The sequence below is a fragment of the Amycolatopsis sp. genome (genome assembly GCF_036008905.1).
Taxonomy (GTDB): Bacteria; Actinomycetota; Actinomycetes; order Mycobacteriales; family Pseudonocardiaceae; genus Amycolatopsis.
This window is the reverse complement of sequence record NZ_DASYMU010000034.1, coordinates 1-14,792: the sequence shown is the minus strand read 5'-3', so window position 1 is coordinate 14,792 and position 14,792 is coordinate 1. Positions and strand designations below refer to the sequence as shown.

The 14,792-nt window shown below is 68.5% G+C and carries 13 protein-coding genes; 8 read left to right on the top strand and 5 right to left on the bottom strand.

The genetic code is table 11. From position 1 onward, the window contains the following. The first annotated feature begins 19 nt into the window (after nt 1-19). The 3 genes from VGP60_RS06375 (at nt 20) to VGP60_RS06365 (ending at nt 3,506) form a co-directional block, all read left to right on the top strand. A complete protein-coding gene (locus tag VGP60_RS06375; RefSeq protein ID WP_327546928.1) occupies nt 20-583 on the top strand; it encodes a DUF3000 domain-containing protein in 564 nt (187 codons plus the stop codon). A gap of 866 nt (nt 584-1,449) precedes the next feature. Beyond that, nucleotides 1,450-2,166 (top strand): response regulator, encoded by a 717-nt coding sequence (locus VGP60_RS06370; protein ID WP_297542278.1) that lies wholly within the window; start codon nt 1,450-1,452, stop codon nt 2,164-2,166. Nucleotides 2,167-2,234: 68 nt separating this feature from the next. Continuing rightward, the gene (locus VGP60_RS06365) at nt 2,235-3,506 is read left to right on the top strand and encodes a ribonuclease D (protein WP_327546927.1); all 1,272 of its coding nucleotides are present in this window, start codon (nt 2,235-2,237) and stop codon (nt 3,504-3,506) included. A 40-nt stretch (nt 3,507-3,546) separates the two neighbouring features. Here VGP60_RS06365 and VGP60_RS06360 read toward each other — a convergent pair whose 3' ends face one another. From VGP60_RS06360 to VGP60_RS06340, 5 genes are read right to left on the bottom strand one after another with little or no spacing between them, the layout of a single operon-like run. Further along, nucleotides 3,547-4,089, bottom strand: coding sequence for a permease-like cell division protein FtsX (locus VGP60_RS06360; protein ID WP_327546926.1), 543 nt, complete (start codon nt 4,087-4,089; stop codon nt 3,547-3,549). Between the two features lie 21 nt (nt 4,090-4,110). Further along, nucleotides 4,111-4,926 carry an aldo/keto reductase gene (locus VGP60_RS06355; RefSeq protein ID WP_327546925.1) on the bottom strand — a complete coding sequence of 272 codons (816 nt, stop codon included), beginning with the start codon at nt 4,924-4,926 and terminating at the stop codon, nt 4,111-4,113. A gap of 27 nt (nt 4,927-4,953) precedes the next feature. After that, nucleotides 4,954-6,093 (bottom strand): HAMP domain-containing sensor histidine kinase, encoded by a 1,140-nt coding sequence (locus VGP60_RS06350; RefSeq protein WP_327546924.1) that lies wholly within the window; start codon nt 6,091-6,093, stop codon nt 4,954-4,956. Next, a complete protein-coding gene (locus VGP60_RS06345) occupies nt 6,090-6,767 on the bottom strand; it encodes a response regulator transcription factor (RefSeq protein WP_327546923.1) in 678 nt (225 codons plus the stop codon). Before VGP60_RS06345 ends, VGP60_RS06350 begins: the two co-directional genes overlap by 4 nt. A 35-nt stretch (nt 6,768-6,802) precedes the next feature. Next, a complete protein-coding gene (locus VGP60_RS06340) occupies nt 6,803-8,323 on the bottom strand; it encodes a PucR family transcriptional regulator (protein WP_327546922.1) in 1,521 nt (506 codons plus the stop codon). Nucleotides 8,324-8,424: 101 nt separating this feature from the next. On the opposite strand from VGP60_RS06340, the gene VGP60_RS06335 reads away from it, so the two are divergent. From VGP60_RS06335 to VGP60_RS06315, 5 genes are all read left to right on the top strand, one after another. Beyond that, nucleotides 8,425-9,873 carry a sodium:solute symporter gene (locus tag VGP60_RS06335; RefSeq protein ID WP_327546921.1) on the top strand — a complete coding sequence of 483 codons (1,449 nt, stop codon included), beginning with the start codon at nt 8,425-8,427 and terminating at the stop codon, nt 9,871-9,873. A 37-nt stretch (nt 9,874-9,910) separates the two neighbouring features. After that, nucleotides 9,911-10,864 carry an agmatinase gene (gene speB / locus VGP60_RS06330; RefSeq protein WP_327546920.1) on the top strand — a complete coding sequence of 318 codons (954 nt, stop codon included), beginning with the start codon at nt 9,911-9,913 and terminating at the stop codon, nt 10,862-10,864. Continuing rightward, nucleotides 10,861-12,513: a thiamine pyrophosphate-binding protein gene (locus tag VGP60_RS06325; RefSeq protein WP_327546919.1), complete on the top strand. Its 1,653-nt coding sequence runs from the start codon at nt 10,861-10,863 to the stop codon at nt 12,511-12,513. The genes speB and VGP60_RS06325 overlap by 4 nt, the downstream gene beginning before the upstream one ends. After that, entirely contained in the window at nt 12,514-13,917 is a 1,404-nt protein-coding gene (locus VGP60_RS06320; RefSeq protein WP_327546918.1) for an aminobutyraldehyde dehydrogenase, read from the top strand. A gap of 131 nt (nt 13,918-14,048) precedes the next feature. Continuing rightward, on the top strand, nt 14,049-14,792 hold a 744-nt coding region (locus VGP60_RS06315; protein WP_327546917.1), incomplete at its 3' end, for a catalase.

Here is a 14,792-nt window from a genome sequence, read left to right as displayed (position 1 = left end):
CCGCCTTACAGTCGAGTTCGTGACCGCCATGACGCAAGCGCCCGAGTTGTTCCGCGAAGCCGTCGCGGCGCTTCAATCCGTGCGGCCCCGGGCCGAGGTGGAGCTGGAAACCATCCGGCCACCCCGGCGGCTCGCCCCGTGGTCCTACGCGATCAGCTGCGAGGTGACCGGCCCCGCCGACGTGCTCGCGTCCGGCCGCCTGGTCCTGTTGCACGACCCGGAGGGACAGGAAGGCTGGGACGGCGTCCTGCGGCTCGTGCTCTACGTGCGCGCCGAACTGGACGCGGAGTTCGCGGCGGACCCGTTCCTGCCGACGGTCGGCTGGTCCTGGCTGACCGACGCGCTCGAGACCTCGAACGCCACCTACACCGCCCTAGGCGGCACGGTGACCGAGACGTCGTCCGCCCGCTTCGGTGAGCTCGCCGACCCCACGACGACCGACGACCTCGAGGTCCGGGCCTCCTGGACGCCGACCGACACCTACCTCCGGCCCCACGGCGAGGCGTTCTGCCAAGTGATGGCGAGCGTCGTCGGACTCCCCCCGGTGGGCGTCACCCTGTTCGGCCAGCGCCAAAGCTCCTGACCGCTCCCTCGCCCACGTGCGACACACCTACACAGGCGTGTCGCACAGTGACGCGAATCCCTGGTGTGGCACGGAAAAGCGGACCGTACTGTCAGTTGCGGTCAGGTTTCGTCAGTGACGGTTTCTGGTTGGTGGACAGGTACCGGAGTGGTACCGAAACGAGCTTCAGCGGCCGACACGCTCAGTAGATTCACCTATTTGTACGTACGTGAAAGCGCGTACCGTTCGGCGTCGGCCGAGCCGCTACCCGGACGTCGAGGGGCGTCAGAAAATTGGCGAATGGCGGCATCCTGACCGGTCAGGAGCCCGGAAGCGGCGCTCAAGGGTCCCCGCGGGGCCCAGTGCCGTTATATGACAGTCGAGATCACTATCGTGAAGCACCTGTCGTCACAGACCGCAACTTGATCTTCACTACGGGCATCGCCGCAGCCGGGCCCATGTGCCGTGAGCAGCGCCGAGTGACAGACGTCGCCCCGATGGAACCCCAAGCTCACCCCCGCTGGACAACCCACTGACCAAGACCACATTTCTTGATCTTGCGCTGGGGCTGCCACGGCCCTTTACGCGGTGGCGCAAGCGGCTGCACACCCCATCTGCACGGTCGGAATCCGACGAGCATTCATGTTTCATCGTGTTCAGTGGGCGATCCGTTAGCAACTGACTGTGCACTAGCCCGATCGTGTGATGATGACCGCGCTGAGTAACCAACCAATCAAGACAGATACCCGTTCGATCCTCCCGAAGAGCGCCGTAGCGAGCTACAGTGCCTTCGACGACACCACTTTCGGTCTAAAGCTGGCGCGGCTAAATGGCCGAAGGTCCCGGTGCCGGTCGGGGGGCACGACCGACTCCAGGGAGGTAGTGACGTGGCTACCGTCGGCTTATCTCAGGCCGTTCGATCCACGCCAGCCGGTGCTTTGCCGGCGAGCATGGTTCCGCATCCGCGGGAAGAGCTGTTTTCCGTGCTGGTGGTCGATGACCACCCGCTACTAAGGGAGGCAATAGCAGCACGACTCGCACAGATGGGTGCGGGCACAGTGCACGAGGCCGCCACGGTGGCCGAGGCGAGAGCGAGGGCACAGGCCACCGGGCCATGTGACCTGGCAATCCTCGATCTCGGTTTGCCCGACGGCAGCGGCATAGAACTGGTTACGGAACTTCGTAGTCAGGGCTGGCCTCGTGTTGTGGTACTCGCTTCATCCGACGACCCGTACGCGGTCAGGTCGGCGTTCCAGGCTGGCGCTCAGGCATACCTGCTCAAGTCAGCGTCTCCGGTGGTTGTCACCGACGGCGTGCGCAGGGTGCTCGAGGGCGGCGTGTACGCGGACCCGAGCGTGGCCCCGGTTCTGGCCACCGGCACCAGGGTTGCCGGCACCGACAACACCCCGCGGGAACTTTCCGCGCGGGAGGTCGAGGTGCTGCAGCTCGTCGCCGATGGGCAGTCCAACAAGGAGATCGGCGAGGAACTCAGCCTCTCCGCTCTTACGGTGAAATCACACTTGTCCCGCATCGGCCGGAAGCTCGGCACCGGGGACAGGGCACAGATGGTCGCGTTGGCGATGCGCGCAGGCGTAATCCGCTGACGGAGAGCAATAACCTTCTGGGACGGGCGGACCAGGCGCGGTACGCCCGTCCCGTAGGGTTGACCATCATGGAAACCGCAGATCACGGCCTCGACGACTCATCGGAGCCGGCTGCTTCGATCCTGCTGAAGGAGCCGGCTGACGGCACCCCCGACGTAGTGGCCGATGTGACCGCACTGGCTGACGCATGCGCGAAACTTGCCGCAGGCCAGGGTGCGATCGCGGTGGACACAGAGCGGGCCTCGGGTTATCGGTACTGGCCCAAGGCCTATTTGGTGCAGCTCCGGCGCGAAGGCTCCGGCACTGTGCTCATCGACCCCATCCCGCTCGAAGGCGAGCTCCAACCCCTCGCCGACGTGCTCAACGGCGCCGAGTGGGTCCTTCACGCGGCCTCGCAGGATTTGCCGTGCCTGGCCGAACTCGGCCTGCACCCGGCAAGCCTGTTCGACACCGAACTCGCCGGGCGACTGGCGGGCTACGACAGGGTCGCCCTCGGCACCCTGGTCGAGCGCCTGCTCGGGTACACGCTGGAAAAGGGCCACAGCGCGGCGGACTGGTCCAAGCGGCCGCTGCCGGTCGACTGGCTCAACTACGCCGCTCTCGACGTCGAACTCCTGGTCCAGCTGCGCGAGAAGCTCGAAACCGAGCTCGAACAGCAGGGCAAGCTCACCTGGGCGTTGCAGGAGTTCGAAGCCGTCCGCACCGCACCCCCGCCCGCCCCGCGCGCCGAACCCTGGCGCCGGACGTCGGGCGTCCACAAGATCCGCAGCGCCCGCAGCCTCGCCGCGGTGCGCGCCCTCTGGCAGGCCCGTGACGAACTGGCCCGCAAACGGGACAGGGCGCCCAGCCGGGTCCTGCCCGACAGCGCGATCATCAGCGCGGTCACGGCCGAGCCGAAGACCGTCGCCGAGCTCCAGGCCCTGCCGGTGTTCGGCGGCCGGATCCAGCGCAAGTACTCCGCGAGCTGGCTCCGGCACCTCGAAGCTGCCCGTGCGCTGCCCGCCAGCGAGCTCCCGAACCCCGGTCAGCAGAACGACGGGCCTCCCCCGCCGAACCGCTGGGCCGACAAGGATCCCGACGCCGCCGCACGGCTCGCCGCGGCCAGGGCGGCGCTGGCGAAGATCGCCGAGCACTGGCGTCTGCCGGTGGAGAACCTGCTGCTGCCCGACCTCGTCCGCCGCACCTGCTGGCGGCCGCCGTCGGACATCGGCGTCGAAGGCGTTGCGGAAGCCCTGAGCGCCGGGCACGCCCGGCCGTGGCAGGTCGACCTGACCGCCGCGGAACTCAGCGCCGCCCTGCACGCCACGGCCCCAAAGCCCGCTACCGACGAAACCTCGTGAGTGGCAACAAGTGTTCTAACACTCGTAAACACTCACGACGTCATCGCCCAGGCGGGCAGAGGCGCACCTGGCTCTTCTCCAGAGCGGCCTTCATCGTGGCGGGCGCGTTGGCGCCGTCCATGACGGCGACTCGGTCCGCCGTGGGGAACCTGGCGCGAATCTGGACGGCCCACTGTTCGAGATCGATCGGACCGGCCGGGACGAGGGAGACCGATGCGGACACGCTCTCCGGGCGAACTTGTCCGAGCAGGTCGGGGCGGTCTTTGAAGACCTCCTTGAACCGTTCGTAGGTCTCGTCCCTTGTCTCGACGAAGGTCGCCACCACCTGTGGATCATCGCGGAGCGCCTCGGCGGTCGAACTCGCTTCCTCGTCGGTCTTGACGCTCACCATGAGGTAGCCGGTACAGGCGGTCTGCGCTGGAACAGGCGCCGCGGGTGGCAGCGCCGGTGTCTCGGACCTGCCGGTCAGGAACACCACGGTCACCGCGACGGCCGCGGAAACCAGGACGAGTGCGCCGACCACGATTAGCAGAAGCACAAGGCCACGTCTCGAACCCGGCTCGGCCGGAACCTGTTCGTCCACCGCCTCATCCTGGCAGAAGGGTCACGACCTGGCTTGGCTGCCGACGCGGCGGCCGGCTTCCAGGGTCGCGATGGCGGCGATGTCCTGCTGCTCGAGTTCGAAGTCGAAGAGGTCGATGTTCTCGGCGATGCGCTCGGGGTTGACCGACTTCGGGATGACGACGTGGTCCATCTCGATGTGCCAGCGCAGGACGACCTGCGCGGGGGACTTGCCGTGCTTGCGCGCGATGTTGGGGATCGGGTCGGTGGCGAGCAGTTCGCCGCCCCTGGCCAGCGGGCTCCACGCCTCGGTCACGATCTCGTGGCTCCGGTGGAACTCACGGAGCTCCGGCCGCTGCAGCCACGGGTGCAGCTCGATCTGGTTGACGGCGGGCGGCACGTCGCCTTCGTCGAGCAGACGCCGCAACTGCGCCTCGTCGAAGTTCGAGACGCCGATCGCTCGCGTCTTCCCGTCGGAGAGGAGCTTTTCCAGTGCCCGCCAGGTTTCCACGTAGAGATCCTTCTCCGGCACCGGCCAGTGGATCAGGTAGAGATCGACGTAATCGAGCCCCAGCTCGCCGAGGCTCTTGTCGAACGCCCGCAGCGCCTGGTCGTAACCGTGGTCGGTGTTCCAGAGCTTGGTGGTGACGAAAACCTCTTCGCGCGGCAGCCCGCTTTGGCGCACGGCTTCCCCGACACCGCGCTCGTTTTCGTACAGGGTCGCGGTATCGACACTGCGGTAGCCCGCGTCGAACGCCGATCGCACCGCCTTGGCCACCTCGTCGTCGGGGATCTTGTAGACCCCGAACCCGATCCGCGGCAGCTGGACGTCGTTGGCGAGGGCGATCGAAGGAACCATGTCAGCACGGTAGCCCGGCGGGTATCACTACCGCAGCGCAGGCAGATGGACGGTCACGGACAGTCCCCCGCCCACCACCGGTTCGGCCGAAACCGTTCCGCCATGTGCCTGAACTGCGGCACGCACGATCGACAACCCCAGTCCCGCGCCGGATCGCGCCGTCCGCGCCACCCCGGCCCGGCGGAACGGCTCGAAGAGCTCCGGAACCATCGCCGGGTCGAGCAACCCGCCCGATGAGCGCACCCGCAGCACCGACCACCGCGGCCCGGCCACCGTCGCGGCTTCGAGCCAGCCGTTGTCGACGTTGTGGCGCACCGCGTTCTCCAGCAGGTTGCCCGCGATCCGTTCCAGTAGCGCGGAATCGCCGAACGCCGGCGCGGGCACGGTCGCGAAATCGGCGCGGATACCGCGTTTCTCGGCTTCCACGCGCAACGGGCCCCACGCACTGGCGACCACGGCGGCGAGATCCACCGGTTCGTGCATCATCAGCCCGGCACCGTCGGTCCGTGCCAGCAAAAGCAAGGAACTGACCAGCTGCTCGGCCCGTTCGGTGGCCGCGCGCACCACGCCTGCCATCCGGCGCAGCTCGGCCTCGTCGGCTTCCTCGTCGGACAACGTGACGTCGAGCTCGGTCCGGATCACCGCGAGCGGGGTCCGCAGTTCATGGCTGGCGTTGGCGACGAAATGGCGTTGGCCGTCGAACGCGGCCTGCAGCCTGTCGAGCATGTCGTCGAACGTCCCGGCCAGCTCCGCCAGCTCGTCCTTCGACCGGACGGCACCGATCCGCTCCCCCATCGACTCGACCGAGAGTCTCCTGGCGGTGCCGGTGATTTCCCGCAGCGGCCGCAACACCCGCGAGGTGAACGACCACGCGAGGATCCCGGCCGCGGCGACCACGAAGACGAACGCGACCGAGCCGAACAGCAGCACCTTCGTACGCGCCTGCAGGCGGAGATGCTCCGCGAGCACCGACGCGTCGACGTCTACGCCGTCCACGCGCACGACGCTGCCGGGCGGCATCTGTGGCACCACGGCGACGGCGTCACCGATCAACTTCCAGGCGAGCCAAAGCAAAACCAGGCTGACCCCGGCGGCGAGGCCGGTGGCGAGCAACGTGATGCGGACACGCAGGCTGCGTATCGGCGGGAGTCGGACGGTCCGGCTCACCCTTGCCGGGTGCCCGGATTCGGGACCCGGTAGCCGGAGCCGACGACGGTCTCGATGATGCCCGGCTCGCCCAGCTTCTTACGCAGTGTCATGACCGTCACGCGCACGGTGGTGGTGAACGGATCGGCGTTCTCGTCCCAGACCCGCTCGAGGAGTTCCTCACTGCTGACCACGGAACCGCCCGCGGACAGCAGGACCTCCAGCACACCGAACTCCTTGCGCGTCAGGTCGATCGGCCCGCTCGCCCGCCGCACGGTGCGCTTGGCCGGGTCGAGCTCGACGTCACCCGCCGTCAGCAGCGGCGGCGCGGCGGGCGTCGCACGACGGCCCAGTGCGCGCACCCGCGCGACGAGTTCGGGGAACGCGAAGGGCTTGGCGAGATAGTCGTCGGCGCCGAGGGACAGGCCGTCGACGCGGTCCGACACCGAACCGCTCGCCGTCAGCATCAGAACCCGGGTCAATTCCCCGGAAGACACGATCTCCTGGCACAGCTCGTCACCCGACATGCCCGGGAGATCCCTGTCCAGCAGCACCACGTCGTAACGAGTGATGGTCGCCTTTTCATGACCGTCGTCACCGTTCAACGCGATGTCGACAGCCATCCCCTCCCGACGCAGGCCGCGCGCTATCGCGTCGGCTAGGGGCTCTTCGTCTTCGACTACCAGAATCCGCACTTCACCACGTTCCCACAGTTTCCTGAGAGTGGCCTTTAAGGACACAGTTGACGTTGGTCCCCGCCCTGATCCCAGCGAAGTGCGAACCAGAGCTCCATCCGGGTTTCGGGATCGGCCAGGTCGACGCCGAGTGCCCGTTCCACCTGCTTGATGCGGTGGCGGACGCTGTTGCGGTGCAGGCCGAGTTCGGTCGCGGTGCGGTCCCAGCCGCCGTGGTTGGCGAGCCAGGCCCGCAACGTCGTGACGAGTTCACCGTCACGGTCCCGCAGTGGCGCCAGCGTTTTCCCGGCGAATCCGCGCGCGGCGGCCGGGTCCACGGCCGTGGCGAGGCCCAGCCCGGCGGCTTCGGCGATCACCGGCCGCCCCAGCACGCGAGCACGCTGCAGCAGGTTCTCGACTTCGGTGCCCGCGGCCGCCAGTTCCGAGGCGGGACCCGCGGTGCCGACGACGGTGAGCCAGCCGTCCCAGCGCAGTTCGTCGAGTTCGGCCGGTGACGGCGCCTTTCTCGCGATGGCCACGAACCTCGGGCCGGGCAGGACCTCGACGAGCGGGGTGTCGAGCCGCGCGCGCAGCCAGTCGTAGCGCAGGGCCACCTCGTTCGGGCCCTTCCGATGCGGGATTCCCGCCATCAGGTGACAGTCCGCGGCGCCGAACAGCTCGGTGAGCACGGGGTCGGGCGCCTGGCCCAGCAGCAACGACGTCGCCGCCGCGCCCAGCTCGGCGGCGTCGGAACCGGCCCGCCCGACGAGCCCGAGCAGCCCGGCGCCCACCGCGGCGATCGCGCGTTCGGTGCCGTCGAACCGCCGCCCGCGGCCGATGACGAGCAGGTGTGACGCCGTGGCCTGCGGAAACACCGGCTGCGCGACGACGAACGTGCCATCCGGCAGCTCGGTGGTCGCGGTGCGGATACCGAAGCCGGAGCGCAATGTGCCGAGCAGTTCCAGCGCCTCACCCGGGAAGGGGGCGGGGGCGTCGTGCACGGCCACCGGCTCGTCGTCGGCGCCGACCAGCGCGACCCAGGAACCGAGCCGCAAGGCCAACGTCGTCACGAGCTCGCCGAGCCCCCGGCTCGCGGCCCGGGTCAGCGCTTCGCGGGCCTCGGTGGTGCGCCGCTGTTCGCGCTGGCTCGCCTCGCTGAGGGCGACCGAAACCGCCCGGCTGATCGCCAGGAACGGCGTCCGCGCCTGCACGACGAGCAGCGGCAGGCCGTGGCGGATACAGGCGCGGCGCAGCGTGCCTGGCAGTTCGGGGTGCAGCGGCGGGGTGAGCCCGAAGCCGAGCGCGGTGACGCCGCTGGCATTGAGCCGGCGTACGTAGCCGTCGACCTCGCGTTGTTCCTCCGGCAGGTTCACCCCGGCGGTCAGGAGCAGTTCGGCACCGAGCAGATAAGGCACGGGGTCGAGGAGTTCGCTGACATGCGCCCAGCGCACGGGCAGGTCGAGGGCGCCGGGCCGCAGCGTCTCCGGGACGGCGTCGACGGCGAGCTCCGGGTTGCCGACGACCACCCGTAACGGGACCTTGATCTCGACGTCAAGCAGATCCGGTGTGGTAGTCATTTCGACCCAATGCTACGTCATTTGTGGATGGTTCGTCCTCTGTCGACCGGTGCGGGCGTGACCCTACGGTTGCCCGAACACCCGAGTAAAGGAGACAGACCGTGGCCGGTGACTACGCGGTGATCGCGCTCTACGTACTGGGCATGATCGGAATCGGCTGGTACGGGCTGAGGCTCGCCAGGACGAAGTCCGATTATCTCGTCGCCGGGCGCAGGCTCGGCTGGTTCATGTACTCCGGCACCATGTCGGCCGTCGTGCTCGGCGGCGCGTCGACGATCGGCGGGGTGGCGCTGGGCTACAAGCACGGCATCTCCGGCGCCTGGCTGGTGCTCGCCATCGGCCTCGGCATCCTGGGCCTGCACGCCGCGTTCGCCCGGCGGCTGGTGCGGCTGCGGGTCTACACCGTCGGCGAGATACTCGACCTGCGCTACGGCGGCTCGACCAGCGTGCTGTCCGGGATCGTCATGTGGGTCTACACCCTGATGCTGACCGTCACCTCGACGCTGGCGTTCTCGACCGTGGTGAAAGTGCTCTTCGACATCCCCGAGTGGGTCGGGATCGGCATCGGCGGCGCGATCGTGGTGCTGTACTCGGTGCTCGGCGGGATGTGGTCGATCACGCTCACCGACATCGCGCAGTTCGTCATCAAGACCATCGGCATCCTGTTCATCCTGCTGCCGGTCGCGATCGGCTCGGCGGGTGGTTTCGACGGGATGCGGGCCCGGCTCGACGCCAGTTACTTCGACTTCGCCGCGATCGGCGGCGGCGCGATCCTTACCTATGTCCTGACCTACGGCCTCGGCCTGCTCATCGGCCAGGACATCTGGCAACGGGTCTTCACCGCCCGGACGCCGAAGATCGCCACCGCCGGCGGCCTCATCTCCGGCACGTACTGCCTGGTCTACGGCATCGCCGGGGCACTGATCGGCACCGCGGCGAAGGCGCTCTACCCGGCTCTCGCGAGCAGCCAGGACGCGTTCCCGGTCATCGTCGAGGACCTGCTGCCGACCGGCGTCCGCGGGCTGGTGCTGGCGGCGGCGCTTTCGGCGCTCATGTCGACCTCGAGCGGTGCGCTGATCGCCTGCTCCACGGTGACGACGTCGGATCTGCTGGCGAAGTTCCGCGGCACGAGCCGGGCCGAGGACGCCGAAGCCGACGTGAGCCGCAACCGGCTGACCACCCTGCTGCTGGGCATCCTCGCGATCGGGATCGCGATGGCGGTGACCGACGTGCTCAACGCGTTGACCATCGCCTACAACGTCCTGGTCGGCGGCCTGGCGGTGGCGATCGTCGCGGCGCTGTTCTGGAAGCGCGGCACCCGGGAAGGCGCGCTCGCGTCGATGATCGCCGGAACCGTCGCGGTGATCGCGTGGATGGCCATCGACGGGATCGCCGCGAACAGCCCGATCTACTGGGGCCTCGGCACGAGCCTGGTCGTCTACGTCGTGGTCAGCCTGCTGACACCGCGGACGCCGGAGCCGGTCCTCGCGGTGTGGACGAGCCGGTTGAACGGCAGCGCGGCGGACGAAGAAGAAGCCGTAAACGCTTGATACACCAGAAGATTCAGGAGCGGACAGTGAGTGCACAGTGAGTACGCCGCCGCGGATCGGCCCCGTCGACTCGTCGAAGGTGCCCCGGTTCGCCGGTTTCGCCACCTTCGCGCGACTGCCGAGGATCGATCAGGTCGAACGGGCCGACATCGCCGTGGTCGGGGTGCCCTTCGACGCCGGGGTGTCGTACCGCCCGGGCGCGCGGTTCGGCCCGGCCGCGGTGCGTGAGGCGAGCCGTCTGCTGCGGCCGTACCACCCGGGGCTCGACGTCTCGCCGTTCGCGCAGGCGCAGGTCGTCGACGGCGGCGACATCGTGGTCAACCCGTACAACATCGGGGAAGCCGTCGAAACCCTGCAGCACGAAGCGGAAGCGCTCACCGCCGGCGGCACCAAACTGGTGACCGTCGGCGGGGACCACACGATCGCGCTGCCGCTGCTGCGGGCCGCGGCGAAACAGCACGGACCGGTGGCGCTGCTGCATTTCGACGCGCATCTGGACACCTGGGACACCTATTTCGGTGAGCCTTACACGCACGGGACGCCGTTCCGGCGCGCATCGGAAGAGGGAATTCTCGACACCAGCGCGCTGTCGCATATCGGCACGCGCGGACCGCTGTACGGCAAGCGCGATCTCGAAGAGGATCGCCGTCTCGGCTTCGGGATCATCACTTCCGGCGACGTGCTGCGCATGGGGGTCACCGAGGTCGTCGACGCCCTGCGCCAGCGGATCGGCGACCGGCCGCTGTATGTGTCGGTCGACATCGACGTGCTCGACCCCGCCCACGCGCCGGGCACCGGCACGCCCGAAGCAGGTGGCATGACCAGCCGTGAGCTGCTGGAAATCCTGCGCGGGCTGCGCGGGCTGAACCTGATCGGTGCGGATGTGGTCGAGCTGGCCCCGGCTTACGATCACGCTGAAATCACCGCGATCGCGGCCTCGCACGTGGCCTACGACCTGGTGAGCCTGCTGTCCTTGGGAGTGGCGAGATGACCGACCTCGAACGTATCGGCGGCGACGTGGTCGTAGAGACCCTGCGGTCGCTGGGCGCCGACACCGTGTTCGGCCTGCCGGGGCAGCACGCGCTGGGCCTGTTCGAGGCGCTGCGGCGCGCGCCCGACCTGCGGGTGATCAGCTCGCGGGTGGAGAACAACCTCGCGTTTTCGGCCGACGGCTTCGCCCGAGCCCGGCTCGGCGCGAACCCGGACGGCCCGGTGCCGGTCACGCCGATGATCGTGTCGACCGGGCCCGGCGCGCTGCTGACGCTGGCGTCGCTGCAGGAAGCCAAAGCGGCTTCGGTGCCGGTGCTCGGGATTTCCAGCCAGATCCCGGTGGCTGGTCTCGGTGGCGGCCGGCACGGTTACCTGCACGAATTGCCGGACCAGCAGGCGAGCTTCGCGGGCGTGGTCAAGTCCGTCCACAGTGTCCGGTCGGTGAGCCAGATCCCCACGGCACTAAGGGAAGCGTGGGAGTCCGCGGCCACCGTGCCGTACGGTCCGGTGTGGGTCGAGATCCCGCAGGACGTCCTGCTCGCGCCGACGACGTTGCCCGAGATCACCTCCGCGCAGGCGCACCCGGCGCCGCTCGTACCGCTCCCGGAGCTGATCACCGAAGCGGCGAATCTCCTTGGTGCGGCACGGAACCCGGTCATCCTCGCTGGTGGCGGCGCGTTGCGGTCCGGCGCGCACGCGGAGCTTTTGGCGCTGGCGGAGGCGTTGCGGGCGCCCGTGCTCTCGACGTTCGGCGGCAAGGGTGTCTTCTCCTGGGATCACCCGCTTTCCGGGCAGTCGTGGCTGGAGGACTGGCACAGCACGGAATTCCTCGCCGACGCCGACGTGCTGCTGGTGCTCGGTTCCGGACTGGGCGAGCTGTCCAGCAACTACCGCGAGTTCGCGCCGCGCGGCCGGGTGATCCAGGTCGAGGCGGACGCGGGCAAGCTGGAGTCGAACTACCCGGCGCTGGGCATCCACGCCGACGTCAAGCTGACGTTGGCGGAACTGCTGGAATGGGTGCCGATGCGGCAGTCCGACGGCCGCGCGGAGGCGGCCGTCACCGATCTGCTCGCCAAGGTGGCGGCCCGGCTCGACGTCCAGGATCTGGCGCTCGAGCGCAAACTCGCCGCGGAGCTGCGCACGGCGGTGCCCGAGGGAACGCCGACCTATTGGGACATGACGATCCTCGGCTACTGGGCCTGGTCGGCGTGGAACGCCGACGGCGCGCCCATTCACACCGCGCAAGGTGCCGGTGGCCTCGGGTACGGCCTGCCGGGCGCACTCGGCGGAGCCGCGGCCACGGGCGGTCCGGTGCTGGCGGTGTCCGGTGACGGCGGTGCGATGTACGGCATCGCCGAACTCGCGACGGCCGTGCAGCACCAGCTCGACGTCACCTGGCTGATCGTCGACGACGGCGGTTACGGGATCCTGCGCGAATACCTGACCGACGCCTTCGGGCAGTCGACGGCGACCGAGCTGACCCGGCCGGACTTCGTCGCGCTGGCCAAGTCCTTCGGCGTCCCGGCGAAACTGTCCACAGTGGACTCCGTCGGCGCCGACGTCGCCGAGGCGCTGGGCACCCCCGGCCCGGGTGTCGTGGTGCTGCCCGCCCTGCTGAGGATGTTCGCCCCCACTCATCTGGAGAAGTGAATGACGGTCCTGAACTTTGTCGACGGCGCCTTGGTGAACGCCTCCGGCGATCGCACTCTCGACTTGGTCGATCCGGGCACCGGTGAGGTTTTCGGCACGAGCGTCCTCTCCGAACAGTCCGATGTGGACGCGGCGCTTGAAGCCGCGGAGCGCGCCTTCAAGGTGTGGCGCAAGAGCACGCCCGCCCAGCGTCAGTTCGCGCTGCTGAAGATCGCCGACGCCGTCGAAGCACGGGCGGCGGAGTTCGCGGACGCGGAGGTCCGGGAGACCGGCAAGATCCGCCAGGTCGTGCTCGACGAGGAGATCACGGAGAGCGTGAGCGCGCTGCGGTTCTTCGCGGGCGCCGCGCGGCTGCTCGAAGGCACCGCGGCCGGGGAGTACACGCCGGGCCACACCTCGATGATCCGGCGTGAGCCGATCGGTGTCTGCGCGCAGATCGCGCCGTGGAACTACCCGTTGATGATGGGCGTGTGGAAGATCGCCCCGGCACTCGCCGCCGGTAACACGGTCGTACTGAAACCCGCCGAGACCACGCCGAGCACCGCCGTCCTGCTCGCTCAGGTGGCCGCCGAGTTCCTGCCGAGCGGCGCGTTCAACGTCCTTTGTGGAGACAGGGACACCGGCCGCGCGCTGGTGAAGCACCCGATCACCGAACTGGTCTCGATCACCGGGTCGACGCGGGCGGGCATCGACGTCGCCACCGTGGCCGCCGCGGATCTCAAAAGGACGCACCTGGAACTGGGCGGGAACGCGCCGCTGCTGGTGTTCGGCGACGTCGACATCACCGAAGCCGCGGCGGGCGTCATCGGCGCGGCGTTCTACAACGCCGGGCAGGACTGCACCGCCGGGAGCCGGGTGATCGTGCACGAGTCCGTCCACGACGAGTTCGTCGCGGAGCTCACCAAGGTCGCGGCCGGGCATGAGGCGGGCAAGGATTTCGGCCCGCTGAACAGCGCGGCTCAGTTCGACCGGGTGCGCGGGCTGATCGAGCGACTCCCCGCGCACGCGAAGATCCGTACCGGTGGCACACCGTCCGGCGACCGCGGATTCTTCTTCGCCCCGACGGTGATCTCCGGGCTGCGGCAGGACGACGAGATCGTCCAGGAGGAGATCTTCGGGCCGGTGATCACCGTGCAGCGGTTCGGCTCCGAGGCCGAAGGTGTCGAACTGGCCAACGGCGTCCCTTATGGACTCGCGTCCTCGGTGTGGACCAACGACCACTCGCGGGCTGTCCGCGTTTCGGGCGAATTGGACTTCGGCTGCGTCTGGGTCAACACCCACGGGCCGCTGGTCAGTGAAATGCCCCACGGTGGTTTCGGGCATTCGGGACACGGCAAGGACCTGTCGGCCTATGCCTTTTCCGAATACACCCGGGTGAAACACGTCATGACCCGATTCGAGTGAGAAAATGTCTCGATAGCCGGAACAGTTCCGGGAAATCAGGCAAATACGCCGGTAAATCAGGGCAAACGCGAAAGTGATTCCGGAATTGAGTTCACCAGGAGAATATCCGGAGCCATGCTAAATTTCGCGATATGGGCTCCCACCTCGCGAAATCACAGATCTCGGCAGACCTCGTCGACGCCATCGAAAACCTCAACGGAACTTTCCCGGGGTTCCGTCGCGCGCACGCACGAGGTCTTTGCTACGACGCGACTTTCACTCCGAACGGCGAAGCAAGCGCATTGACGACGGCCGAACACCTGCAGACCACGCCGGTGCCGGCCACCGTCCGCTTTTCGCACACTTCGACGAATCCGAACAAACCGGACGGTGAGCACGCCGTCCGCGGATTCGCCACGAAGTTCCACCTTTCGAATGACGAGAACACCGATCTCATCATGGTGAACGTGGAAAGGTTCGTCGCCGCCAGCCCGGAGGCGTTCGGCGACCTCATCGCCGCCGCGAAGCCGGACCCGGTCACCGGCGCGCCCGACCCGGCCAAGGTCCGCGAGTACGTCGGCGCGAACCCGACGGCAGGGCCCGCCTTGCAGACAGCCGTCACCGTCGGCATCCCGACGAGCTACGGCACCGCGAACTACTGGGCGATCCACGCGTTCACCTGGCTGGACGCGGCCGGCGAGCGGCGCTCGATCCGCTACCGCTGGGCGCCAGATGCCGGTGTCGAAGAAGTGTCCGCAGAGGAGGCCGCCGCCTGGCCGCAGCTGTACCTCGCCGACGAACTGGCCGCGCGCCTGGCCGCGGGCCCGGTCAAGTTCACCCTGCTCGTCCAGCTCGGTGAGCCCGGCGACCCGACCAACGACTCGACCGTGTCTTGG

Coding starts and splice junctions, on each gene's coding strand:
- VGP60_RS06365 (WP_327546927.1), top strand. CDS start 2,235: ATGGAAACCGCAGATCACGGCCTCGACGACTCATCGGAGCCGGCTGCT.
- VGP60_RS06355 (WP_327546925.1), bottom strand. CDS start 4,926: ATGGTTCCTTCGATCGCCCTCGCCAACGACGTCCAGCTGCCGCGGATC.
- VGP60_RS06340 (WP_327546922.1), bottom strand. CDS start 8,323: ATGACTACCACACCGGATCTGCTTGACGTCGAGATCAAGGTCCCGTTA.
- VGP60_RS06325 (WP_327546919.1), top strand. CDS start 10,861: ATGACCGACCTCGAACGTATCGGCGGCGACGTGGTCGTAGAGACCCTG.
- VGP60_RS06320 (WP_327546918.1), top strand. CDS start 12,514: ATGACGGTCCTGAACTTTGTCGACGGCGCCTTGGTGAACGCCTCCGGC.